Consider the following 22,838-nt stretch of genomic DNA (forward strand, 5'->3'; position numbering starts at 1 on the left):
ACCGCCGTAGGACTTGCGCAGCCCGTGCGCCGCGATGTCCATGCTGGTCATTGGGGGTTGCTCCTCTGTGGGGGGCGGATGTCGGCCGCATGCGGTTGCGGGGTGCGGGAGTTCGCGGGCCGCGGGTTCACAGGCTGCGGGCGGTGACGTCGCCGTAGGCGGTGGTGGCCTGGACGGTCAGGTCCGCGGCGGCGCCCTCGGCGTTCTTCAGCGCGTTGTGGATCCGGCCGTGGGCGGTGCCCGCGTCCAGCGACGCGGAGACACCGGTGGCCGCGCCGACCTCGATGTCGCCGTGCCCGGTACGCAGGACGACGGCGCCGCGCACCGCCTCCGCGATCCGCAGGTCGCCCTTCTGCGTGCTGATCTCCGCGGGACCGCCGAGCCGGCCGACCGAGACGTCGCCGGCCAGGACGGTCACGCGGGCGCCGGCGGCTTCGTCGAGGTCGACGCCGGCCTGCCGGCCGTCGACGGTCACGTCGCCGAGCCGCCCCTCGCCGCGGAGTTCGGCGGCGGCCACCTTCGCGTCGAGGCGCGAGCCGGCGGGCAGGTGAACCGTCACCTCGACGGATCCGGAACCGCCGAGGACCCGGTGTCTCGCCGCCCCTGGCCCGACCCTCAGCACCCCGTCGGCGTAGGTGACCTCGTACTCTTCCGCCGCCCGCGCGTCACGGCTCTTCGAGGCGTCGGCGGGCCGGACCTCCACGGTCGTGACGGCGCGCTCGCCGGCGACGAGGCGGACCCGTCCGGCGGGGACGTCGAGGACGACGGCGATGGGGGCGGGGGTCTTGAACGTCTGCATCGTGTGCTCCTGCTGGTAGCGGTGCGGGCTCGCTCGTCGGCCCGCTGTTTCCGACACTGGAAACGCTACGTTGCATTCAGAGATGCAGCAACGAGTTTGTTGCACGCAACCGGCAATCATGCAGGTGGAGTCAAGGATTTCATTGCACTGGAGCTGACGGGAACGCAACGAACTCCTGGATCGTCCATTGCAATGAGCGAAGTTGAACGCTACGGGGCCGCGGGCACGGGTGCACGCCGCAGCCCGAGGGACCCGGGTCCGGCGGCGGCGGTATCGACGTCGTGCGTCCTCGTCGCCTCTTGCGCTCGCCGCGCGACGGCTCCGGGACGGCGACAGCCCCGACCCCCGAGTTCGGCACCTGTCCGGTCATGCGGGCTCCCCGATGCGTTGACCGGCCGATGTGCTGACCGGCCACCGCACCCCTGGCCTGCGGCGCGGCTGGTCTCAGCGTGGCCGGGCGCCGGCCCGCCATCAACGGCGATCTCGGCAAGGCTGCGTTGCCGCACGGGTCACCGATGCGTGTTGTGGCACCGCAGCGGTGACCGTTAGGTTCACGGTCCGGAGGGGGCCATGGAACTGCGCGACATCGAGATCTTCCTGACGCTGGCGGAAGAGCTGCACTTCGGACGTACGGCCGAGCGGCTGCACGTCACGCCGTCGCGGGTCAGCCACGCGATCAAGAAGCAGGAACGCCGCATCGGGGCGCCGCTGTTCGAGCGCACCTCCCGCACGGTACGTGCTGACGCCCGAGGGCGAGCGGCTGTCACAGGCGCTGCGGCCGGCGTACCGGCAGATCCTCGACGGGATCGAGGAGGTGTCGGCGTCCGTCCGAACGTCGGGCGGCACACTGACGCTGGGCACGATGGGCCCGCAGAGCTGGATGATCCAGGAGGTCGTCGCTCGGTTCCGGGACCGCAACCCGGCCGCGCGGGTCGAACACCGCGACATCAGCCCGGTCGGCCCGCTCACCGCGCTGCGAGCGGGCGAACTCGACGTGGCGCACATGTGGTTGCCGGTGGAGGACCCCGAGTTCACGGTCGGCCCGGTCACGCACACCTCGCCGATCGTGCTGCTGACCGCGGCCACGCACCCGTACGCCGAGCGGGAGTCCGTCTGCCGGGAGGACTTCGGCGAGTTGACGTTCGTGTCGCACCGGTCGCCCATCCCGGCGTCGATGGAGGAGGTCTTCCAGCCGTTCCACACGCCCTCGGGCCGGCCGATCGCCCGCGGCCCGGAGGTCGTCGCGTGGGACGACCAGATGAAGGCGGTGTTCGCGGGGGAGGCCGTCGTCGCGACCGTGGCCGAGGCGGCCCGCTTCTACCCCTGGCCCGGCCCGGCCTTCACCCCCGTCCGGGACGCGCCCCCCTGCCGCTGGGCCTTCATCTGGCGCACGGACAACCCCAACCCCCTGATCCCGTCCCTCGCCCAAGCCGTCCCTCCCCCGGAATAGTCCAGGCTGCGGGGCCGGGCCGGATCTTGGGAAGGGGCCGAGACGGTGGTGGCCTTGAGCGGCCGCGCCCCGGTGATCGTCCTCGCCGACCTTCCCGAGGAGGCCGCGGCGACCGCGGCAGCCGCACTTCGGGACGCGGGGGCCCGCGCGGAGGTGCGGCAACGCACTCGCCCCCAGGGCCATCCGGCTGCGGCGCCGCAGCCCGGGGTAACCGACCAGACATGCTGGCCCTCATTTCCCGCTCCTACAACGCCGCAGCCACCGCTTGGGCGTTCGCGCTCTCGATCCTGATCGTGGCCGCCGTGGCCTGGTACGTCCGTCATCGCAGATAAGGCCATCCCGGCGCTGATCGGCAGTCCGCCGGGAGTCCTCTGAGCTCAACAACGCCCGTCGCCCGCGGAGTTGGCGGACGTGAGCCGGGCGGTCAGCGGTGCCCGGCCGGAATCGTCCGACGATCTGTTAGCTTGCGCGGATGGATGATCTGGGACCGGTGGCGTGGCCGCCCGCGGCGATCAGGACCGAGCGGCTGGTGCTGCGGGGGGCCGAGGCGCGGGATCGTGAGGGGTTCATCGAGCTGTTCGCCTCGCCGGAGGTGAACACGTACCTCGGCGGTCCGCGCTCGCGGGACGAACTGGAGCGCGAGATGCCCGAGGTGCCCGAGCGGTGGGCCGGCAGCTTCGTGGTCGAGCTCGACGGGTCGATGATCGGCCAGGTGCTGCTCAGGAGGGCGACCGGGCACCGTCGTCCGGCTGCCGCGGGGAAGGCCGATCTCGGCTATCTGTTCCTGCCGCGGGCGTGGGGGCACGGGTACGCCTTCGAGGCGTGCGCGGCGGCCCTCGACTGGCTCGACGGCGTGCTGCCGGGCGAGCCGGTGGTGCTCACGACCCAGTCCGCCAACCTCGGATCGATGCGCCTCGCGGCGAAGCTCGGGTTCACCGAGGTGGAGCGGTTCGAGGCCTGGGACGCCGAACAGTGGCTCGGCATACGGTCGCCGGTCACACGGTCCCTCTGAGCGCCGCGCAAGCGACCCAGTAGACGACCGCCGGCAACCGGCGCACGCGCTCGCTCATCGGCCCCCCTGCCGCAAGGTTCACCCGGGGCCTTTCCAGGCCCAGGCCGTCAAAACGCCCCCGATCCGCGCAGGAAGCGCAGGCCGGGGGCATGGTGACGAAATAGAACTACTTCTTGCCCTGGTTCTTGACCGCCTCGATCGCCGCGGCCGCAGCGGCCGGGTCGAGGTAGTGGCCGCCGGTCACGGGGTGGAAGTCGGCGTCCAGGTCGTAGACCAGGGGGATGCCGGTGGGGATGTTCAGGCCCGCGATGTCGGCGTCCGAGATCCCGTCCAGGTGCTTGACCAGGGCGCGCAGCGAGTTGCCGTGCGCGGCGACCAGGACCGTCTTGCCGTCCAGCAGGTCCGGCACGATGCCGTCGTACCAGTACGGCAGCATCCGCTCGACGACGTCCTTCAGGCACTCCGTGAGGGGGCGCACCTCCGGCGGGATCGAGGCGTAGCGCGCGTCGTCGGCCTGCGAGAACTCGCTGCCGGGGTCGATGGGCGGCGGCGGGGTGTCGTAGGACCGGCGCCACAGCATGAACTGCTCCTCGCCGAACTCGGCGAGGGTCTGGGCCTTGTCCTTGCCCTGCAGCGCCCCGTAGTGCCGCTCGTTGAGGCGCCACGAGCGCCGCACCGGAATCCAGTGCCGGTCGGCCGCCTCCAGGCCGAGCTGCGCCGTCCGGATCGCCCGCTTCAGCAGCGAGGTGTGCACCACGTCGGGGAGCAGGCCGGCCTCCTTGAGCAGTTCACCGCCCCGGACCGCCTCCTTCTCGCCCTTCTCGTTCAGGTTGACGTCCACCCAGCCGGTGAACAGGTTCTTCGCGTTCCACTCACTCTCGCCGTGGCGGAGCAGGATCAGCTTGTACGCAGCAGCAGCCATGGTCCTGAGCCTAATAGAAATGCGTTGGCGCTCCTCCCCGGGCCTATGTAAGCTGCGCACGGCGAGATCGGTTGTTACAGGGGAGGGCCACGGTGGGGGCGGCGACACGGGCGGTACGCGAGACGGTCGGCGGCCTGCCCCGCCAGTTCTGGTGGCTGTGGACCAGCACCCTGATCAACCGCCTCGGCGGCTTCGTGGTGACCTTCCTCGCCCTGTACCTCACGGTGCAGCGCGGCTACTCCGCCTCGTACGCGGGCCTGGTCGCCGCGCTCTACGGCCTCGGCGGCGCGGGCGGCGCGGTGCTCGGCGGCGTCCTGGCCGACCGGCTCGGCCGCCGGACGACGCTGCTCGCCGCCCAGGTCGGGGCCGCCGTGACCACCGCCGTCCTCGGCCTGGTCACCGCCCCCCTGGCCATCGCCGCCGTGGCGACCCTGCTCGGCCTGGCCAGCAACGCCTCCCGGCCCGCGCTGCAGGCGATGATCGCCGACCTGGTCCCGGCCAAGGACCGCGTCCGGGCGTTCTCCCTCAACTACTGGGCGATCAACATCGGCTTCGGCGTCTCGGCCGCCGCCGCGGGCTTCATCGCCGCCGCCGGCTACCTGTGGCTGTTCCTCGGCGACGCCTTCACCACCGTGCTGTGCGCCGTCGTCGTCTTCGCCAAGGCCAAGGAGACGCTGAACGTCACGGCTGCCCCGGCAGCCCTCGCGAACGGCCCGGCCACCGCAGTTGTCCAAGCCCCCGCCGGCATCCGCCTCGCCGACGTCCTGCGCGACCAGCGCTTCATGGGCCTGGTCGGCCTGACCTTCCTGCTGGGCAGCGTGATGCAGCAGGGCAACTCCACCCTCGCCGTCGACATGGGTGCGCACGGCCTGTCCGCCCGCCAGTTCGGCCTGGTCGCCGCCATCAACGGCCTGGTGATCGTCGTCCTGCAGATCCCGTTGACCCGCCTCCTGCGCAGCCGGCCGACCGCCGGGCTGCTCGCCGCCGGCTCACTGCTGATGTCCTGGGGCTTCGGCCTCACCGCCTTCGCGGGCACGGTCGGGCTGTACTCGCTGACGGTGGTGGTGTGGACGCTCGGCGAGATCGTGCACGCCCCCGCTTCGATGTCCGTCGTCGCCGACCTGGCTCCGGCCACCGCCCGCGGCCGCTACCAGGGCATGTACACGCTCGCCTGGTCGGCCGCGTCCTTCGCCGGACCGCTGAGCGGCGGCCTGGTCTACGACAACCTGGGCCGCGACGCGGTCTGGGCGGCGTGCGCGCTGGTCGGCACGGTCGCCGCCGCGGGGTACTACGCCCTGCTGCGGGTCCGTCCCGCGCCCGCCCCGGCCCTCCCCGTCGCCGCCCAGGCCGCGGACCCCCGGCCGGAAGCCGTCGGCGGCTGACCCGGGCGGCCCGAGCGGCCCGCCGACCAGCCGCCCCGGCCCGACCGCCGTCGCCCCGGCGGAGCCTCAGAGCAGCAACTCCCGCTGCGCCTCGTAGAGGTTGACCGGCGCCACTCCCGGCGTCCCGTACGCCTCCAGCCGCGAGTCCAGCGCCCCGCCGAAGTCCGGTACGTCGATCTGGCCGAACGGCGTGACCGTCGAGAGGGCGAACGTCGCGCTGCGCGGCGCGATGTCGTCGATCTTGACGCAGCCGGCCCGGCCGTTGGTGACCGTGACGTTCCAGTGGGTGAAGCGCGCGCCGTACAGCGGTCCCGCGCTGGCGTCGCCGCCGTGGGCGCCGTCGTTGGAGACGGTGATGTCCGTGCGCACGTTGGCGAACGGCAGGCCGCGGTGGGTGTCGAAGGTGCCCATCTCCATGTCGCCGCGGGACCAGACGTTGTAGGAGGACAGTCCCTCGACGTTGATGCCGTGCAGCTGGGTGCCGGGCGGCGCCGGGAGCACCGTGCGCTGGTCGATGCGGAAGTCCTCGAAGAGGTTGTCGTGGGCGCCCTCGCGGCAGGCGTAGGGGTGGTGGCTGCCGCGGCCGGAGACCCGGGTGCGGCGGAAGGTGGTGGCCTTGGCCGCGACCATCAGGAAACCGTTGTCGACGTCGATCGCGTGCACGTCGTCCACCCAGCAGTCCCATGTGCACTGCGCCACCAGGCCGTTGTAGCCCTTGTCGAGCAGGTGCGGGGACTGAGGGGTGGGCGTCATGCGGATGGTCAGGCCCTCCACCCCGGAGTTGACCAGCGGCGGCACGCAGGTGGTGATCCGCGGGTTCCACAGCAGCCGGGTGTCCAGCGGCAGCGGGCGGTCGAACGTCACCCGCCGGCCGCGCACCGAGGCGACCCGGGCCGGCCACTCGTAGGGGACGTACGACAGCAGCTTGGACTTGTCGCTCCAGTCGTACGCGGCCGCGCCCTCGACGTCGCCCGCCATGTGGTCGAGCAGGCCGTGGGCGGGATCGTCGGCGTACTGCAGCAGGACCCGGCCGCCGGGCCGCAGCCGGTGCGCGTCGTCCACGGTGACGGACCAACTGCCCTGCGGTGAAGGGGCGGTGACGGTGGCCAGCACCTCGAACTCGTCGCGCTTGTTGCCGGTCCAGCCCTCGAACGGCCAGGCCTTCGCACGGATCGCGTCGGTGAGGGTCCGGTAGCGGTCGGCCGGGCACATCCACACCAGGCCGCCGGCCCAGGACCAGGAGGACTTGTCGCCGCCGTACCGGCTGCCGTAGACGCCGATCACGTCGGTCAGCGACTTGGTGGCGTAGAGGGTGGTACGGCCGCTGCCCGCACCGCGCAGGGTGGTGTTGCTCCAGCCGACCTGGATCACGTCGTCGATCCGGTACGTGCCGGGCGGGACGAGGACGGTGCCGCCGCCCGCCTCGCCGACCTCGCGCAGGGCACGGTTGATCGCGGGCGCGGAGTCGGCGGAACCGTCCGGCACGGCCCCGTAGTGGAGGACGTCGGCCCGCACCGGATGCCGCGGGAAGTGCCGGGCGCCGTCGAAGCCGGCCCTGGCGACGTAGGGGATCTGCGGGTGCGTGTACGGGGTGGCCCTGAACTCGGCCCACAGACCGGGGGGTTGGCTGCCGGACGACGACGGGCCGGCGGAACCGCCGGTGGCCGGGACGGCCGGGGCCGCCTCGGCCGCCTGGGCCGTGCCCGTACCGCCGAGCGCGCCGGCCACCGCGGCCGCCGAGGTCACCTGGATACTCGCGGCCAGCAGCCGTCTGCGACTCATCGCCATGGGGTCCGCCTTTCACGTATCTGAACACGATTCAGGAGTGCGACGGCCACGAGGGTGCCACGCGGCGACGGGCGGGGGAAGAGGGCGAACCCTGCCGACCGGTCGCTACTCGGCGAGGTCCTGGGTCAGATGGGTGAACGCGTCCAGGTTCCGCGTGGACTCACCACGGGACACCCGCCAGGCGTACTCCTTGCGGATCGAGGACGCGAAGCCCAGTTCCAGCAGCACGTTGAAGGAGCCGTCGGCGTGCTCGGCGACCTGGCCGAGCAGCCGGTCGACCTCCTCGGCGGACACCGCGGCCAGCGGCAGCCGCCCGTTGAGATAGACGTCGCCGAGCCGGTCGATCGCGTAACTCACCCCGTACAGGCGCAGGTTGCGCTCCAGCAGCCAGCGGTAGAACGCCTCGTGGTTCTCGTCGGGACGGCGCACGACGAACGCGTTCAGGGAGAGCGTGTGGCGGCCGACGATGAGCTGGCAGGTCGTCGACAGCTTGCGCGTGCCCGGCAGTTGGGTCACATATGTGCCCGGCCGCGGGGACTCCCAGCTCAGCTCGGCCTCGCTGAGAGCCCGTTCGACGGCCTCGGCGGCTTCGGCGGCGGCGCGGGTGCGCTCGGAGTCGGCGCCCGCGGGTCCGGCCGGGGCGGCGTCGACGGCGGGGGCGTCCGGGCGGTCGGGCGCGGAGTCCGCCGCGGCAGCCTTCGGACCGGCCGTCGCGCGCTCGTCGTGGGGGTGCTCAGCCATGGATCGATCGTAGGTGACGGCGGTGTTCGTACTGCGCCGCCGCGTAGACCTCGGCGGTTTCGGCGGCCGCGGTGCCCCAGCCGAAGCCGCGGGCGTGGTGCGCCGCCGCCTCGCCCATGGCGTCCCCCAGATGGGGGTGGTCGACGAACCGGCGCAGCACGGCCGCGTAGTCGTGCGGGTCGTGGCCCGGCACCAGGAAGCCGGTCTGCTCGTCGCGGACGGCGACGGGCAGGCCGCCGACGGCCGCCGCGATCACCGGCGTTCCGCAGGCCTGCGCCTCGATGGCCACCAGTCCGAAGGACTCGCTGTACGACGGCATGACCAGGACGGTCGCGGCCCGGTACCAGTCGACCAGCTCCTCCTGGCACACCGGCGGCTGGAAGCGGACGACGTCGCACACGCCCAGGCGGGCGGCGAGCTTGTGCAGCGCCTCCGGCTTCGCCAGGCCCGAACCGGACGGCCCGCCGACCACCGGCACGATCAGCCGGTCGCGCAGCGAGGGGTCCTCCTCCAGCAGCACGGCCACCGCCCTGATCAGCACGTCGGGGGCCTTCAGCGGCTGTATCCGGCCGGCGAACAGCGGGATCACGGCCTCCTGCGGCAGCCCGAGCCGGGCGCGCGCGGCGGCCCGTCCGCCGTCCGGACGGAAGCGCTCGAGGTTGACGCCGGGGTGGACGACGGCGACCTTGGCCGGGGCGGCCTCGTAGTGCCGGACCAGCTCGGCGGCCTCCTCGTCGGTGTTGGCGATCAGGCGGTCGGCGGCGCGGACCACCTGGGTCTCGCCGATCACGCGGGCGGTCGGTTCCGGGCAGTCGTCCTCGGCCAGCGCGGCGTTCTTGACCTTGGCCATGGTGTGCATGGCGTGCACCAGGGGCACCCCCCAGCGCTCGGCCGCGAGCCAGCCGACGTGGCCGGACAGCCAGTAGTGGGAGTGCACCAGGTCGTAGTGGCCGGGGCGGTGACCGGCCCAGGCCTGCATCACGCCGTGGGTGAAGGCGCAGAGCTGGGCCGGCAGCTCCTCCTTGGCCAGGCCCTCGTACGGGCCGGCGTCCACGTGCCGGACGAGGACGCCGGGGGCGAGCTCGACCGCGGGGGCCAGGCCGCCGCTGGTGGCGCGGGTGAAGATCTCCACCTCGATGTCGCGTTCCGCGAGGCGCTTGGCGAGCTCGACGATGTAGACGTTCATGCCGCCGGCGTCGCCGGTGCCGGGCTGGTGCAGGGGTGAGGTGTGCACGCTCAGCATCGCCACGCGGCGCACGCGGCGCCCGACCGTCCACCGCTTGTGGGGGCCGGCGCGGAGCGCGCTGAGGCGGGACGTGTACTGGGTCACCCTGTGAGTCCTTCCGGCAGCCGTACCCCCGTCGTCAACGGGGGCCAACGCTGGAATCTGCGATTCCATTTCCTCCGTTGCCGAACGGTTACCGCCTACCCATCCGGCCGCCCCCTGCACGACCCCGCCACCCGCCGATGAGGACTCGCCCTGTGCGGGCGCACGGCAACCACGAGGAGCGCGGGTAACTGCGCGACCAGCCACGATGGCGCCGCACTCCGCCGTCCGCCCCAAAGGGGCAGTTCCGTCCGCGCCGGACCACCGGCCGGTGGTGGCAGCGGGGGCCGGGGCGGAGTGCCCGGGCGCTGGTGGAGGTGACGGGGCCCGAGGCGGTTACGCTGCGAGAGTGGCAGGCGGCAAGCGAACGGTAGGCGTGGTGACCCGCGGCACCACCAACCCCAACCGCCTGCGCCGCATGGACCGCTGGATCGCCGCGGCCCACGCCGCGGAACTCCGCCGCTCCCCCGACCCCGTCGCCGTCGACCTCGGCTACGGCGCCGCCCCCTGGACCGCCGTCGAGCTCCTCGGCCGCCTCCGCCGCGTCCGCCCGGACGCCCGCGTGGTCGGCGTCGAGATCGACCCGGCGCGCGTGGCGGCAGCGCAGCCGTACGCACGTGACGGCCTCACCTTCGTGCACGGCGGCTTCGAGGTCCCCCTCCCGGGCGGCCACCGCCCCCTGCTCATCCGTGCCGCGAACGTGCTGCGGCAGTACGACGAGTCCGAGGTCCACGCCGTCTGGGCGCGGCTGCGCACCCGCCTCGCCCCGGGCGGCCTGCTGGTCGAGGGCACGTGTGACGAGATCGGCCGCCGCCACGTCTGGGTGGCGCTGGGCCCCGAGGGTCCGCGCACGGTCACCTTCGCCACCCGCCTCGGCTCCCTGGAGCGGCCCTCCGACCTGGCCGAACGTCTCCCGAAGGCGCTGATCCACCGCAACGTCCCGGGCGAGCCGGTGCACGCGTTCCTCACCGCGTTCGACCGCGCCTGGGCGGCCGCGGCGCCGCTGTCCGCGCTCGGCGCGCGCCAGCGCTGGATCCGGGCGGTCCGGGACCTGCGCGAGGCCGGCTGGCCGGTGCTGGACGGCCCGGCCCGCTGGCGCCAGGGCGAGATCACCCTCGCCTGGGACGCCGTCGCGCCCGCCGCCGGCCGCTGACCGAGCCGCACCCGCGAACCCGTAAGAGGGCTGAATCCGGGGCACGGTTGTGGCTCTGCAGCGTGACGTTGGTCATGTGCGGATCAGCACATCCACCCCGAAATCCCCCTCTGGCCATTGCATATGACGCTGACGGTTTACTTCCGGGCCTCCCGTGACGTCGTCTTCTGCCACTAGGGTCGCCTGATGTTCCTCGGGGGGAGGAAGGGAGTCGCTTGATGTCCGCAGCAAGGCGCGGCACCGAACGGCCCTCAGCCACCGACACCGGGGCCGAGGGTCCCGCCCCCATGCCCGCGCACACCGCGCTGGAGCCGGCCGGGCCCGGACAGCAGAGCCAGGACGGGCCGCAGGGCCCGGCGCAGGAGTACCCGCAGGAGCGGCAGGACCACCCGCAGGAGCCGGAGGCCGCCCAGCAGGGCGGCGCCTTCACCCTCCCCCGGCAGCGCCAGGACAGTGTCGCGGGACCGGCCGTGCTGACCCTCCTCGTGGTCGGCGACGACCCGACCGGCGCGTTCACCGCGCCGTACTTCCAGGAGGGCTCCGGGCCGCGGGTCCGCGTCCTGCGCGCCCGCAACCTGACCGCGGCCGGGCGCCTGCTCACCGACGACGTGCACTGCATCCTGCTGGACCTGCCCGACGTCCTGGAGCGGCTGCCCGAGGTGCTGCGGATCGCGCCCGGCACCGCCGTCCTGGTACTGACCGACGGCCCCGACCTCGACGGCCGCGCCGCCGAAGCGGTCCGCATCGGCGCGCAGGACCACCTCGCCCGGGAGTCCGTGGACGCGCCGACCCTGACCCGGGCCGTCCGGTACGCGGTCGAGCGCAAGCGGGCCGACCTGGCCCAGCGCCAGCTCACCGAGTCGCGGCTGCTCGCCCAGGAGAACTCGCGGCTGGAGCGCGGCCTGCTGCCCACCCCGCTGCTGGAGGGCGCGACGGGGCTGCGGTTCGCCGCCCGCTACCGCCCCGGCCGCAGCCGCGCGCTGCTCGGCGGCGACTTCTACGACACGGTGCGCACGGCCGACGGCACGGTGCACGCGATGATCGGCGACGTCTGCGGGCACGGCCCCGACGCCGCCGCGCTCGGCGTCGAACTGCGCATCGCCTGGCGCGCGCTGACCTTCGCCGGGCTGGGCGGGGAGGCGCTGCTGCGCACCCTGCAGGACGTGCTGGTGCACGAGCGGGCGGACGAGGAGATCTTCGCCACGCTGTGCATCGTGGACATCGCGCCGGACGGCGAGTCCGCCGACGTGCACCTGGCCGGGCATCCGGCGCCGCTGATGGTGCTGGCCGGGCAGGAGCCGGGACTGCTGCCGTTCGAGGAGGGCGGCCCGGCGCTCGGGCTGCTGCCGGACGCCTACTGGCACCGGATCCGGGTCCGGCTGGACGCCGGCTGGAGCCTGATGCTCTACACCGACGGCCTGATCGAGGGCCACATCGGCGAGGGCACGCTGCGGCTCGGCCAGGACGGCATGGTGCGGATCACGTCGCGGATGCTGGCCGCCGGGCTGGACGGTGAGGAACTGCTGGACGCGGTCGTCACCGAGGCCCGCAACCTCAACGGCGGCGAGCTGACCGACGACGTGGCGGTCGTGCTGCTGGAGCGGCACGACGGCTGACCCGCGCCCGCACACCGCCCGTACGCCCCCGTGCCGTACGGCCGAACGGGGGCGGCGGACGGGCCGCGCGTCAGGGCTCAGCGGCGGCCGTTGTAGGGGCCGTAGGGGCCGTCGCTGCTGCTGCCGCCACCGCGGTTGCGGCGCCCGCGCAGCAGGGGGCGGCTCCCGCGCGGACGGCCCGAGACGGCGCGGAGGGCCGGCCGGACGTCGACCATGTAGACGATCACGGCGACCAGGCCGATGATCGGCAGGAACGACAGCAGCGAGAAGAGCTTCATCACCACGGCCGCGATGCCGAGGATGATCAGCCAGAACCCCTTCGTGTTCTTGTCCGCCGCCCGGTACGCGTCGTCACGGCGGATCGCGGCGTCCACGAACGCGAAGACCGCGAAGAGGAAGAGCACCAACGAGATCACGCCGAAGACCGTGAAGAATCCCGTGATCAGCACCTGTCCACCGCCTGTTTCCACCTGAGTCGCCGTCTGGCCTGTCCGTCTTGCCGGTCGTGCGGCCTTTGCCTGCTGTTGACGACCGCCGTCCACGGTACCCGTCCTACCCACCCAACGGGCCGGACGCGCATAGCGTGCCCGGCCCGTCGGTGAAACGGCTTCCTCTCCGCGGGGCGCGGCCTCGCGGGGCGCGGCCCCGGTCTCCCGGGGCGTGTGCTCACTTCGCGGACTTGTCGGCGGCCTTCCTGGCGGCCGGCTTGCGCGGAGTGGTGGTGGTGGTCTTCCTGGCGGCCGCGGGCTTCGCGGCGGAGCCGGAGGCGCCCTCGGCCCGGGAGGACTTCGCGGCGGAGTCGCGCTTGGGCTCGACGGCCGCGGCGATCTCCACGACCTCGTCGGCGGCCTCGCCGCGCCAGGTGGCGACGGCGCCCTTGCCGCGCTCGGCCAGCCCGTCGTAGGTCTCACGGGCCTTCACCGCGTACTCGGCGGCCCGGCCCACGCCCTGCAGCGCGAAGCCCTGCACGGACTCGCCGAGCTTGCGGAAGTCCCCCCGCAGTTCCTTCAGGTCCACGTCGGAGAAGGTGCCGTTGAGGCGGGCCTGGGCGTCCTTGGCCTGTGCGGCGACGCGCTGCTGGGCGTCCTTGGCATGCGTGCTGACCCGCTGCTGCACGTCCTTGGGGTCGGTGCCGCGGAGCTTCTCGATGTGCTCGGGAGCCTGCTCCCGGATCCTGCCGAGCAGCGCCGGCACCTCCCGCAGCTTCTCCGCGGCGAGGTCCGCGGTCCCGGCGACCGCGTACAGCGGCGTGGGGTTGCGCAGGCTCTTCACGATGTCATCGGTGATCGTCATTGCCGGTTTCCTCCCGTACGGGGACGGGCCCCGCATGTTCTTCGTCGTCGGTGCCGTGTGTGGCGTTCGTGGTGCGTGTGGTGCGCGTGGTTCCGGTGGGTTCGTCGGCGTGCGCCGACTCGCCGGCGAGCGTGGGCTCGTCGTCGGCCGGGCCGGAGGGGCGCCCGGTGGCGTCCCCCTCCGCGGCGGCGGCCTCCTCGCGGGCCGCGGCGTTCTCCTTGCGGAAGGACTCGTAGATCTGGATGAGCACCTGCTTCTGGCGCTCGTTGATCGACGGGTCCGCCATGATCGCGGCGGGCACCTCCAGCTCGTCCCGCTCGCGGGCGTCGAGCATCCCCGCCTGGACGTAGAGCGTCTCGGCGGATATCCGCAGGGCCTTCGCGAGCTGCTGCAGGATGTCCGCGCTGGGCTTGCGCAGCCCGCGCTCGATCTGGCTCAGGTACGGGTTCGACACTCCGGCGGCGTCCGCGAGCTGCCGCAGGCTCAGCTGCGCGCTGCGCCGCTGCTCCCGCAGGAACTCCCCCAGACCGCCCACCTTCAGTGCACCCATGCCCACAGAGTGCCTCCATCCGCTAACTTTTGCAAGCACGCTGCTTGCAACTGTGTTACCCGTCCGCGTACGCGCCCGTGTCACCGTCCGCGGCCGGGCCGCGGACTCACGCCGCCTCCCCGGTGCGGGTGCGGCGAAACCCGAACGTCCGCCCGGGGCAAGGAAGGTGCGGCCGGTGGACACCGGCGGCCCGGTGTCAGTGGGGGTGGTTAGGGTCGGCCGGCATGAGTGATGAGGCGGGGTACCTGGAGACGACGCGCGCGATGTACGACACCGTCGCGGTCAGCTACGAACGGATGCTGCGGGACGAGCTGGACGGCAAGCCGCTGGACCGCGCCATGCTGGCGGCGTTCGCGGAACTGGTGAAGGCGCCCGGCACCGGGCCGGTCGCGGACCTCGGGTGCGGGCCCGGGCGGGTCACCGCGCACCTGCGCGCCCTCGGCGTCGAGGACGTGTTCGGCATCGACCTCTCCCCCGGCATGGTCGCCGTCGCCCGCCGGACCCATCCCGGGCTCCGGTTCGAGGTCGGGTCGATGACCGCGCTGGACCTCGCGGACGACTCCCTGGGCGGCGCCCTCGTCTGGTACTCCACCGTCCACACGCCGCCGGAGGTCCTGCCGGCCGTCTTCGCGGAGTGCGCGCGCGTCCTGGCCCCCGGCGGCCGCATGCTCCTGGGCTTCAAGGTCGGCGACCAGGTGTGGCGACGCGAGCAGGCCTACGGCCACACCGTGTCGTTCGACGTCTACTGGCGCGACCCCGACCGCGTCGCCGGCCTGCTGACGGATGCCGGCCTCACCGTCGACGCCCGGATGATCCGCGAGCCCGACGTGACCGAACTCCCCAGCCAGGGACGCCAGGCCGTCCTCCTCGCCCACAAGCCCGCGGAGGCCTGACACCGTGACCGCCCGGCCCCGACTTCGCGGGGGCCGTCGAGGTCGTCCGCGCCCTCGTCCTCGGGGAGACGGGCCGTGCGGCCGGGGCCCGCGCCGGCCCGGTGAAAATGGCGTGACGGGGATGGGTGGGCGGCGGCTAGCCTCGCCGGATGACGACTCACCGCCGCCCCGACAAGCCCCGGCCCGGGGACCGCATCGCCGTCGTGTCGCCCTCCGCCGGCCTGCCCGGCCTCTTCCCGCTTCCCTACGAACTCGGCCTGCGCAGGCTGCGCGAGGGGTTCGGACTGGAGGTCGTGGAGTACCCGACGACGCGGCGGATGGGCGCGACGGCGAAGGAGCGCGCGGCGGATCTGCACGCCGCGTTCGCCGACCCGGACATCACGGCGGTGTTGGCCAGCATCGGCGGCGACGACCAGATCACCGTTCTGCCGTATCTGGACCGGGAGTTGCTGCGGGAGAACCCCAAGCCCTTCTTCGGCTACAGCGACAACACCAACCTGCTCGCCTGCCTGTGGAACCTGGGCGTCACCGCCTACCACGGCGGATCGGTGATGGTGGAGCTCGGCCGCCCGGGCGCGATGCACCCGCTGACGCGGGACTCCCTGCGCGCCGCCCTGTTCGGGTCCGGCCCCTACGAACTGACCGCCGCGAAGGCCACCGGGGACGTCAACCGGCCGTGGGAGGACCCGGCGACCTTCGAGGCCGAACCGCGGCTCGCCCCGGCCGCGGGCTGGACCTGGCACCAGCCCGAGCGGGTCGTGGAGGGCACCGGCTGGGGCGGGAACCTGGAGATCCTGTCGTGGCTGCTGATGGCCGACCGCGAGATCCGCCCGGCCGAGGAGTACGAGGGCTGCGTGCTCTTCCTGGAGACCTCCGAGGAGATGCCGTCCGGGACGGAGGTGTACCGCGTCCTGCGCGCCATGGGCGAACGCGGCCTGCTGCGGCGCTTCCCCGCACTGCTGATGGGCCGCGCCAAGAGCTGGTCGTTCGACCGCCCGCTCGACCCGGCCGCCGGGGAGCGCTACCGGCACGAGCAGCGGGCGGCCGTGCTGCGCGCCCTGTCCGAGTACGCCCCCACGACCATGGCCGTCTTCGACGTCGACCTCGGCCACACCGACCCGCAACTGGTCATCCCCTACGGCGGCCCCATCCGCGTCGACGGCCCGGCCCGCCGCATCACGGTCACGTACTGAGAGGGCTCGGGCGCGGCGGGGTGCGGGTCAGGGGTGCCCGGGGCCCGGGGCGAGCCGGGAGTGCCCGATGCCGGGCCGGGGCAGTGCCCGCGGCCGGGTGCGGCCGGAAGTGCTCGCAGCCGGGTGCGGCCGGAAGTGCTCGCGGCCGGATGCGGCCGGGGACTCCGGATACCCGCAGGTCAACGGCCCCCTCCCACCGGCCGAACGGGCCGCCGCAGGGGTGCGGGGCGGGACGCCGTACCGGGTGCGGGCCGGGGGCGAGTCGGCGCATGACGGGCGCGGGTGGGCGGCGAGGGGGCGGCCCCGTCGAAGGGGACGGCGCCGGCGGCCAAGGGGGCGGGTGACCGTCACGCCACGAGCACGCCCCGGCGGCAGCCGTCCGGCACAGTTGACCTTGCCCTTGGGGCAGCCCCCAGCATCGGTGGGGCCGGGCGACGGGCCCGGTACGACGAGAGGACGGCGGACATGGACGAGCTGATGACCATCGGCGCGTTCGCGAAGGCGTCCCGGCTGTCGCCGAAGGCCCTGCGGCTGTACGACGAGCTCGGCCTGCTCACGCCCGAGCAGGTCGATCCGGTGAGCGGCTACCGCCGCTACGCGCCCGGTCAGCTCGAGCGGGCCCGGCTGGTGGCCTGGCTGCGGCGGCTCGGCATGCCGCTGGCCCGCATCCGCGAGGTGTGCGCCCTGCACGCCTCCGACGGGCGGGCCGCGGCCGGCGAGCTGCGCGCGTACTGGGCGCAGGTCGAGGCCGAGACCGCCGCGCGCCGCGAACTGGCCGCCTTCCTCGTCGACCATCTGGCACGGAAGGATCCCGCCGACATGGCCACCACCGCACACCCCCTGACCATCCGCTACGCCGCGCTGTCCGACACCGGACTGGTCCGCCCGAGCAACCAGGACGCCGCCTACGCCGGTGACCGGCTGCTCGCCGTCGCCGACGGCTGCGGTTCCGGCGGCGCGTCCGCCGCGGCCGGGGCCGTCGAGGCGCTGAAGCACCTCGAGACCGACGGCATACCGGCCGGCAACCTGCTGAACGTCCTGGAGGACGCGGTGTCCCGGGCGAGCAGCGCGGTGCGCGGGGTCGCGGACGCCACGCCCGAGGAGGAGGTGGGCACGACGCTCACCGCCATGCTGTGGACCGGTTCGCAGTTCGCACTCGTGCACGTCGGCGACTCGCGGGCGTACGTGCTGCGCGGCGGCGAGCTGTTCCAGATCACCCATGACCACACGATGGTGCAGTCGCTGGTCGACGAGGGGCGGCTGACTCCTGAGGAGGCCGCATCTCACCCGCAACGCGCTCTGCTGGTCCGGGCGTTGGGTATGGGCGAGCCGGCCGAGCCCGACCTGCGGCTGCAGGACGCGGTGGCCGGCGACCGTTATCTGCTGTGCTCCGACGGCCTGTCGGCGGTGGTGGCGTCCGACGACGTGCGCCGCGTGATGACCACCGCGCCCGAACCCGCGCAGGCCGTCCGCGACCTGGTCGCCCTGGCCCGCGAGGCCGGCGCGCCGGACAACGTCAGCTGCGTCGTCGCGGACGTGCTGCCGTCCGCCGCCTGACCCTCCCCCGCCGACGTCCGGCCTGGGCGGCCCCCCGGCCCGGGAGTGCGGTGCGCCATGATCGGGTGATGGAGACGATCATCCTGATGTCCGATCCGAAGATCGCCGCGCTGCCGGTGGCGGAGTGCGGTGAGCCGCTGGTGGACGTGCGCGACGGCGGCGCCCTGCGGGTCGCGGCCGAACGCGACGACCCCGCGGGCGCCTTCGCCCACCTGCGCCGGGGTGTGCTGACCCGGCTGCTCGACGCCCAGGACCGGCTGCCGGACGGACTGCGCCTGCTGTTCGTCGAGGGCTACCGGCCGCCCGCGCTGCAACGCCGCTACTTCGAGGGATACGCGGCGGGCCTGCGGGCGGCCAACCCCTCCTGGAGCGCGGACCGGCTGCGCGACGCCGCGAGCCGCTACGTCTCCCCGCCGGAGATCGCACCGCACAGCGCGGGGGCCGCCGTCGACCTGACCCTGGCGACCGCGGACGGGCACGAGCTGGACATGGGCACGCGGATCAACGCCGACCCGGAGGAGTCGGAGGGCGCCTGCTACACGGGGGCGCCGAACATCGCCGCCGAGGCCCGCGCCAACCGTGACCTGCTGTCCGCCGCCCTGACCGCGGCGGGGCTGGTCAACTACCCGACGGAGTGGTGGCACTGGTCCTACGGCGACCGGTACTGGGCGCTCGCCACCGGCGCCCCCGCCGCCCTCTACGGGCCGCGCGACCTCGGGCCCCCCTCTTCGGACTGACCGCGGCTCCCGCCGCCGAGCCGGCCCCGGCCGCCCAGCCCCTGGGCCGGAAACAGCCGCCGCACAAATCCCGGCCGCCGGTGTCGATCGGCGCCCCTCCCGTTCGACGCAGGGACGACAGCGCCCGAGCGGGGCGCGGAACCGGCACTCGCGGCAGGGAGAAACGCCATGCGCAGGATCGTCCACCTCGTGCACACCTCGGTCGACGGCTTCATCGAGGGCCCGGCGGGTGAGTTCGACTGGCCGGTGATGGGGCCCGAGCTCTCCGCGTACGTCGACGAGGTCGACCGCGGGATCGGCACCTTCCTCTACGGGCGCGTGGTCTGGCAGATGATGGCGTCGTTCTGGCCGAACGCCGAGGAGATCTCGGACAGTCCGCACGTGCGGAAGTTCGCCCCGCGCTGGCGGGCCATGCCCAAGGTGGTGGTCTCCCGGACCCTGCCGCAGCCCGGGGACACCGCGGTGCGCGTGCTGCGCGGGGACGCCCTGGCCGAGGTGGCGGCGCTCAAGGCCGAGCCCGGCAAGGACATCCTGCTGACCGGCGGCACCGAACTCGCCTCGCACCTGGCCGCGGCCGGCCTGCTCGACGAGTGGGTGGTCGCCGTGCACCCGCTCGTCCTCGGCGGCGGCAGGCGGCTGTTCACGCAGCAGAAGGAGCGGACGCCACTGCGTCTGGTGGAGTCCCGGACGGTCGACGGGCAGGTCGTCGTCTCGCGGTTCGCCGCCTCCTGACGCTGCGGCGGCGAGCGGCCGCCGCGCCACCGGGACGCCGAATCCGCTGCTCAGAGCGCCGGGCGCGACGTCCGATTCCCGCCAGCCCCGCCGTCGCGCCCCGGCAAGACTGGCGGCATGACCACGGACACGAACGCAGGCAAGAGCACGGGGATGAGCGCCGGTGCAGGCACGGGCACGAGCGCCGGTGCGGGCACGGAAGCGAGCGCCGGTGCAGGCACGGGCACGAGGGCGGGCCGGAGCACGGACCCGGGCCAGGACCTCAGCCAGGAGACCCTCACTCCGGGCCGCCACACCCGCATCGAGCCCGGCATCCTCTACTTCGGCACGCCCGTCGTCCTGCTGTCGACCCGCAACGAGGACGGCAGCCCCAACCTCGCGCCGATGTCGTCGGCGTTCTGGCTGGGCTGGCGGTGCATGCTCGGCCTCGGGTCGCGCTCGCAGACCGCCCGCAACCTGCTGCGCGAACGCGAGGTCGTCCTCAACCTCCCCGACGACACGCTCGCCGGGGCCGTGGACGCGCTGGCCCTGACCACCGGCCGCGACCCCGTCCCGGAGGGCAAGGCCCGGCGCGGCTACCGGTACGTGGGCGACAAGTTCGGGCGGGCCGGGCTGACCCCGCTGGCGTCCGAGACGGTCGGGCCGCCGCGCGCCGCCGAGTGCCCGGTGGCGATGGAGGCGGTCGTCGAGGCCACGCACCCGCTCGCCGACGACGACCCGGCGCAGCGCGGCGGCATCACCGTCTTCGAGGTGCGGGTGCAGCGGGTGCTGGTGCACGACGCCATCCGGATGGCCGGAACAGGTCACCGCATCGATCCCGACAAGTGGCGTCCGCTGCTGATGAGTTTCCAGGAACTCTACGGGCTGGGCGGGCGGCTGCGGCCATCGGCGCTGGCCAGCATCCCCGAGGACATGTACCGCGGCCCCGACATCGCCCGCTCCCGGACCGCCGCGGGCGCCGCGGTGCGCCCTTGACACCCGCAGTCCGCCCGCAGAGTCTGGGCTGTGCGCGCCGCGGCAGCTGATCGTCGCCGTCAACGTTCTTGCGCGCCAACAGGATTGGGCCGACAGCGGCTGCACCACGAGCCCGGATGCCGAGGAGGAGCCGCCATGCGCGCGCCAGACGCGTACCCGACCGTGTCAGGTGTCGCGGCGGCGGCCCGCATCCTGACCATGCGGCACCCGGACCTCTGCCGGATGCGGCTCGCCGGGGAGTCGCGCGCGGGACGGCCGCTGTGGCTCCTGTCGGTCGGGCACGGCAGGCGCCGGATCCTGGTGGTCGCCGGGCCGCACCCGGACGAGCAGGCCGGCGGGGCGACCGTGCTGTGGCTGGCCGAGCAGGCCGTGTGCGACCGCCGGCGGTTCGCCGAGGCCGACGTGACCTGGGACTTCCTGCTGTGCCTCGACCCGGACGGCACCGTGCTCAACGAGAACGGCCCGGCCGGGGAGCGCCCGCCCGCCGTCCACTACCGGCACACCTTCCGGCCGCACGCGGCCGAACAGCCGGAGTGGGCGAGCTCGTTGCGCACGCCGCGCGAGGAACTCCCGGAGACCTTCGCGCTGCTGGCGATCATCGACGAGCTGCGGCCGGTCCTGCAGTGCTCGTTGCACGGCACCGACGTCGGCGGGAGCTGGGTGCAGCTGACCGGGGACATCCCCGGGCTCGCCGAGCCGTTCGGCAAGTACGCCGCCGAGCTCGACATCCCCGTGCAGACCGGCACCTACGACGCGTTGTTCTGGCAGCACGCGGGGCCCGGCGTGTTCGTGCTGCCGCCGGGCGGCGCGCAGGAGCGTTTCGGCAGTGAGCCGGAGGACGCCAACGGCTCGACGTGGAGCCGCCCGCACCGCCACGGCGGGGTGACCGCGCTGGTGGAGGTGCCGATGTGGGCGACCCGGCGCATCGCCGACCCGGCCCCGCACCCCGACCCGGCCCACGCGGTGGGCGTCCTCAGCGCGCGGCTGCGCAAGGACGGCGCCGCGGCGGCCGCCGCCCTGGAACGCGCCCTGCCGCTGCTGACGCGGGCCGCGCCGGCATCCGGCCCGCTGCTGCGCGGCGTGGAGCAGGCCGTCGGCGCGTTCCCCGGGCTCGCCGACGACTTCGACGGGCTCGCCGCGGACTCCCCCGTCCCCCTCACCATGGCCCACGTCGCCGCCCTGGACATCGCCGCGCGCCGCATCCCGCTGCGGGCGGCGGGCATGCTGCTCCGCCTGCTGGACGAGGCCCGCCTCGACGAGGACCCGGCCGGCGAGCCGGCCCGCCTGCGCTCCCGGCTCGAACGCCGCATCGACGCCGGGGCCCGCGACCTCATCGCCACGACGGACGCCCGCTGGGTGCCCATCGCCGACCAGATCGAGCTCCAGGCCCGCACCTGCCTGGCCGCCGCCGACCTGGTCCTCCAGGAGCCGGCCCTCGCACTGCCCTGACGTCACCGCCCGGGCCCCGCGTCACATCCGCCTGCGGTCCCGCGTCACATCCGCCCGCACGCCGGGCAGTCCGCGCGCCGCGGATGCCGTTGCAGGACCGGGTCCTGGAGGGCCATGAGGTTGACGCCGTAGCGGAAGCCGGGGCGCATCGGGGGTACGCCGGTGAGCAGGGCGAGCGCGGCGTGGGCGACGAGCGTGCCGGACAGGCTCGCGGTGACCGCGCTCGCGGGGTTCCACGGCATCCGCGGCGACGCGGCGTCCTCGTCCTGCCCCGGTTCCAGCCGCAGGTCCCGGCGTTCGGCCTCGCCGGCCCGCTGGCACTCCCAGCAGGGGCCGTCGCCCGGGACGTGGACGCCCGCGGTGACGAGCGGGCCGCGATAGCCGCCCTCGACCCAGGGGGTGCCGAGGGCCAGGCAGACCCGGTTCGCCCAGCGGCGGATCTCCGGCGGACGGTCGGCGCCCAGCACCAGCAGGTCGTAGGGGGCGGGGCGGCTGGTCAGCAGATGGGCGAGGTCGTCGGGCCCGCGCACCTCGCGGCGCTGGCCGGTCACGGTGACGTCGGAGTTCAGGGCCCGCAGCGCGGCCAGCGCCGCGTCCGTCTTGGGGCGCCCGATGTCGGTCTCGCGGTAGAGCAACTGACGGTTGAGATTGGACAGTTCGACCACGTCCGGGTCGACGGTGTGGACCAGTCCGACGCCGGAGGCCACGAGGATCTGCGCGGCGGCGCCGCCCGTCCCGCCGACGCCCACCACCAGCACCCGGGCGCCCCGTAATCGCAGTTGGGCGCTCCACGGGCTGGCCCGCGGGCTGAGGTCCATCCAGCGCAGCAGCGCCACCCCGCGCGCGTACCGCACCCGGTCGCGCGGGAGCAGCCCGGCGGGCGGCGGGGCGGCCGCGTCGTCGACGAAACCGGCCTCGCGCAGGTCGGCCATCGCCGCCCACACGTCGCCGTGGGGCACCGCCGGGTGCCGCGCCGTCACTCCGTCGGCTATCTGCCCGGGGGTGCGACTGCCGTCCATCATCTGCGTGAGCGTCCAGATCCAGCCGTCCGGATCCAGGACCTCCGCGCCGATCCCGTAGATCACGCTGCCGATCCGCACATTGCCGTCGATCGTGCGGTACGCGCGGTGCTCCGGTTTGATGCGTGGTCGCCGCAACGCCCCGGCTCTCGTCCCTGCTTCCCCGTATCCGTCCGGAAGTACCGTCACCCGGCTCCCCTCGCCTCGCGACTGCACCGACAGCACCCACAGCACCCGCCGCGCCGACCCA

The 22,838-nt window shown here is 74.0% G+C and carries 21 protein-coding genes and 1 pseudogene; 13 read left to right on the forward strand and 9 right to left on the reverse strand.

Annotated features, from left to right (window positions below; translation table 11 throughout):
• Positions 1-127: 127 nt before the first annotated feature.
• Positions 128-799, reverse strand: a complete 672-nt coding sequence (locus tag K7862_RS25230; RefSeq protein WP_222966446.1) for a DUF4097 family beta strand repeat-containing protein — start codon at positions 797-799, stop codon at positions 128-130.
• Between the two features lie 570 nt (positions 800-1,369).
• Between K7862_RS25230 and K7862_RS37825 the strand changes: the two are divergent.
• From K7862_RS37825 to K7862_RS25240, 3 genes and pseudogenes are all read left to right on the forward strand, one after another.
• Positions 1,370-1,480: pseudogene (locus K7862_RS37825) on the forward strand (LysR family transcriptional regulator); the annotation flags it as partial.
• A gap of 55 nt (positions 1,481-1,535) precedes the next feature.
• Positions 1,536-2,249 carry a LysR substrate-binding domain-containing protein gene (locus K7862_RS25235; protein WP_308012173.1) on the forward strand — a complete coding sequence of 238 codons (714 nt, stop codon included), beginning with the start codon at positions 1,536-1,538 and terminating at the stop codon, positions 2,247-2,249.
• Between the two features lie 472 nt (positions 2,250-2,721).
• Positions 2,722-3,261 carry a GNAT family N-acetyltransferase gene (locus K7862_RS25240; RefSeq protein ID WP_222966448.1) on the forward strand — a complete coding sequence of 180 codons (540 nt, stop codon included), beginning with the start codon at positions 2,722-2,724 and terminating at the stop codon, positions 3,259-3,261.
• A gap of 166 nt (positions 3,262-3,427) precedes the next feature.
• Here K7862_RS25240 and K7862_RS25245 read toward each other — a convergent pair whose 3' ends face one another.
• Positions 3,428-4,183 (reverse strand): phosphoglyceromutase, encoded by a 756-nt coding sequence (locus K7862_RS25245; RefSeq protein WP_222966450.1) that lies wholly within the window; start codon positions 4,181-4,183, stop codon positions 3,428-3,430.
• A gap of 92 nt (positions 4,184-4,275) precedes the next feature.
• On the opposite strand from K7862_RS25245, the gene K7862_RS25250 reads away from it, so the two are divergent.
• Complete coding sequence (locus K7862_RS25250; RefSeq protein ID WP_222966452.1) at positions 4,276-5,565, forward strand: MDR family MFS transporter; 1,290 nt, start codon at positions 4,276-4,278, stop codon at positions 5,563-5,565.
• 66 nt (positions 5,566-5,631) lie between these two features.
• Here K7862_RS25250 and K7862_RS25255 read toward each other — a convergent pair whose 3' ends face one another.
• From K7862_RS25255 to mshA, 3 genes are all read right to left on the reverse strand, one after another.
• Positions 5,632-7,353 carry a glycosyl hydrolase family 28-related protein gene (locus K7862_RS25255; RefSeq protein WP_222966454.1) on the reverse strand — a complete coding sequence of 574 codons (1,722 nt, stop codon included), beginning with the start codon at positions 7,351-7,353 and terminating at the stop codon, positions 5,632-5,634.
• Positions 7,354-7,458: 105 nt separating this feature from the next.
• Positions 7,459-8,094, reverse strand: coding sequence for a YbjN domain-containing protein (locus K7862_RS25260; RefSeq protein ID WP_222966456.1), 636 nt, complete (start codon positions 8,092-8,094; stop codon positions 7,459-7,461).
• Positions 8,087-9,424 (reverse strand): D-inositol-3-phosphate glycosyltransferase, encoded by a 1,338-nt coding sequence (gene mshA, locus K7862_RS25265; RefSeq protein WP_308012174.1) that lies wholly within the window; start codon positions 9,422-9,424, stop codon positions 8,087-8,089. Before mshA ends, K7862_RS25260 begins: the two co-directional genes overlap by 8 nt.
• A gap of 415 nt (positions 9,425-9,839) precedes the next feature.
• Here mshA and K7862_RS25270 point away from each other — a divergent pair, with 415 nt between their 5' ends.
• Positions 9,840-10,574 (forward strand): class I SAM-dependent methyltransferase, encoded by a 735-nt coding sequence (locus K7862_RS25270; RefSeq protein ID WP_262413772.1) that lies wholly within the window; start codon positions 9,840-9,842, stop codon positions 10,572-10,574.
• Positions 10,575-10,792: 218 nt separating this feature from the next.
• Positions 10,793-12,190 (forward strand): PP2C family protein-serine/threonine phosphatase, encoded by a 1,398-nt coding sequence (locus tag K7862_RS25275; protein ID WP_222966460.1) that lies wholly within the window; start codon positions 10,793-10,795, stop codon positions 12,188-12,190.
• A 77-nt stretch (positions 12,191-12,267) separates the two neighbouring features.
• Here K7862_RS25275 and K7862_RS25280 read toward each other — a convergent pair whose 3' ends face one another.
• The 3 genes from K7862_RS25280 to K7862_RS25290 all read right to left on the reverse strand — a co-directional run bounded on the left by K7862_RS25280 (position 12,268) and on the right by K7862_RS25290 (position 14,033).
• Positions 12,268-12,639, reverse strand: coding sequence for a DUF2516 family protein (locus K7862_RS25280; RefSeq protein WP_222966462.1), 372 nt, complete (start codon positions 12,637-12,639; stop codon positions 12,268-12,270).
• A 217-nt stretch (positions 12,640-12,856) separates the two neighbouring features.
• Positions 12,857-13,483, reverse strand: a complete 627-nt coding sequence (locus K7862_RS25285) for a hypothetical protein (RefSeq protein WP_222966465.1) — start codon at positions 13,481-13,483, stop codon at positions 12,857-12,859.
• Positions 13,467-14,033, reverse strand: coding sequence for a helix-turn-helix domain-containing protein (locus K7862_RS25290; protein ID WP_222966467.1), 567 nt, complete (start codon positions 14,031-14,033; stop codon positions 13,467-13,469). The genes K7862_RS25285 and K7862_RS25290 overlap by 17 nt, the downstream gene beginning before the upstream one ends.
• A 224-nt stretch (positions 14,034-14,257) precedes the next feature.
• Here K7862_RS25290 and K7862_RS25295 point away from each other — a divergent pair, with 224 nt between their 5' ends.
• From K7862_RS25295 to K7862_RS25325, 7 genes are all read left to right on the forward strand, one after another.
• Positions 14,258-14,926: a class I SAM-dependent methyltransferase gene (locus tag K7862_RS25295; RefSeq protein ID WP_222966469.1), complete on the forward strand. Its 669-nt coding sequence runs from the start codon at positions 14,258-14,260 to the stop codon at positions 14,924-14,926.
• A 149-nt stretch (positions 14,927-15,075) separates the two neighbouring features.
• Positions 15,076-16,119 carry a S66 family peptidase gene (locus K7862_RS25300; protein ID WP_222966471.1) on the forward strand — a complete coding sequence of 348 codons (1,044 nt, stop codon included), beginning with the start codon at positions 15,076-15,078 and terminating at the stop codon, positions 16,117-16,119.
• 465 nt (positions 16,120-16,584) lie between these two features.
• A complete protein-coding gene (locus K7862_RS25305) occupies positions 16,585-17,676 on the forward strand; it encodes a MerR family transcriptional regulator (RefSeq protein ID WP_222966473.1) in 1,092 nt (363 codons plus the stop codon).
• 68 nt (positions 17,677-17,744) lie between these two features.
• Positions 17,745-18,413: a M15 family metallopeptidase gene (locus K7862_RS25310; RefSeq protein ID WP_222966475.1), complete on the forward strand. Its 669-nt coding sequence runs from the start codon at positions 17,745-17,747 to the stop codon at positions 18,411-18,413.
• A 168-nt stretch (positions 18,414-18,581) separates the two neighbouring features.
• Positions 18,582-19,145 (forward strand): dihydrofolate reductase family protein, encoded by a 564-nt coding sequence (locus tag K7862_RS25315; RefSeq protein ID WP_222966477.1) that lies wholly within the window; start codon positions 18,582-18,584, stop codon positions 19,143-19,145.
• A gap of 117 nt (positions 19,146-19,262) precedes the next feature.
• Positions 19,263-20,120: a flavin reductase family protein gene (locus K7862_RS25320; protein WP_262413764.1), complete on the forward strand. Its 858-nt coding sequence runs from the start codon at positions 19,263-19,265 to the stop codon at positions 20,118-20,120.
• Between the two features lie 135 nt (positions 20,121-20,255).
• Positions 20,256-21,569: a M14 family zinc carboxypeptidase gene (locus K7862_RS25325; protein WP_222966479.1), complete on the forward strand. Its 1,314-nt coding sequence runs from the start codon at positions 20,256-20,258 to the stop codon at positions 21,567-21,569.
• 44 nt (positions 21,570-21,613) lie between these two features.
• On the opposite strand, the gene K7862_RS25330 is transcribed toward K7862_RS25325, so the two are convergent.
• Positions 21,614-22,726, reverse strand: a complete 1,113-nt coding sequence (locus tag K7862_RS25330) for a ThiF family adenylyltransferase (protein WP_262413765.1) — start codon at positions 22,724-22,726, stop codon at positions 21,614-21,616.
• Positions 22,727-22,838: the final 112 nt, after the last annotated feature.

Origin of the sequence: Actinacidiphila acidipaludis, assembly GCF_019890725.1 — a bacterium.
Taxonomy (GTDB): Bacteria; Actinomycetota; Actinomycetes; order Streptomycetales; family Streptomycetaceae; genus Actinacidiphila; species Actinacidiphila acidipaludis.

Excerpts from the sequence above, each read along its gene's own strand:
- K7862_RS25230 (WP_222966446.1), bottom strand. The coding sequence starts at position 799 with ATGCAGACGTTCAAGACCCCCGCCCCCATCGCCGTCGTCCTCGACGTC.
- K7862_RS25240 (WP_222966448.1), top strand. The coding sequence starts at position 2,722 with ATGGATGATCTGGGACCGGTGGCGTGGCCGCCCGCGGCGATCAGGACC.
- K7862_RS25245 (WP_222966450.1), bottom strand. The coding sequence starts at position 4,183 with ATGGCTGCTGCTGCGTACAAGCTGATCCTGCTCCGCCACGGCGAGAGT.
- K7862_RS25255 (WP_222966454.1), bottom strand. The coding sequence starts at position 7,353 with ATGGCGATGAGTCGCAGACGGCTGCTGGCCGCGAGTATCCAGGTGACC.
- K7862_RS25260 (WP_222966456.1), bottom strand. The coding sequence starts at position 8,094 with ATGGCTGAGCACCCCCACGACGAGCGCGCGACGGCCGGTCCGAAGGCT.
- K7862_RS25270 (WP_262413772.1), top strand. The coding sequence starts at position 9,840 with ATGGACCGCTGGATCGCCGCGGCCCACGCCGCGGAACTCCGCCGCTCC.
- K7862_RS25275 (WP_222966460.1), top strand. The coding sequence starts at position 10,793 with ATGTCCGCAGCAAGGCGCGGCACCGAACGGCCCTCAGCCACCGACACC.
- K7862_RS25285 (WP_222966465.1), bottom strand. The coding sequence starts at position 13,483 with ATGACGATCACCGATGACATCGTGAAGAGCCTGCGCAACCCCACGCCG.
- K7862_RS25290 (WP_222966467.1), bottom strand. The coding sequence starts at position 14,033 with ATGGGTGCACTGAAGGTGGGCGGTCTGGGGGAGTTCCTGCGGGAGCAG.
- K7862_RS25295 (WP_222966469.1), top strand. The coding sequence starts at position 14,258 with ATGAGTGATGAGGCGGGGTACCTGGAGACGACGCGCGCGATGTACGAC.
- K7862_RS25300 (WP_222966471.1), top strand. The coding sequence starts at position 15,076 with ATGACGACTCACCGCCGCCCCGACAAGCCCCGGCCCGGGGACCGCATC.
- K7862_RS25305 (WP_222966473.1), top strand. The coding sequence starts at position 16,585 with ATGGACGAGCTGATGACCATCGGCGCGTTCGCGAAGGCGTCCCGGCTG.
- K7862_RS25310 (WP_222966475.1), top strand. The coding sequence starts at position 17,745 with ATGGAGACGATCATCCTGATGTCCGATCCGAAGATCGCCGCGCTGCCG.
- K7862_RS25315 (WP_222966477.1), top strand. The coding sequence starts at position 18,582 with ATGCGCAGGATCGTCCACCTCGTGCACACCTCGGTCGACGGCTTCATC.
- K7862_RS25320 (WP_262413764.1), top strand. The coding sequence starts at position 19,263 with ATGACCACGGACACGAACGCAGGCAAGAGCACGGGGATGAGCGCCGGT.
- K7862_RS25325 (WP_222966479.1), top strand. The coding sequence starts at position 20,256 with ATGCGCGCGCCAGACGCGTACCCGACCGTGTCAGGTGTCGCGGCGGCG.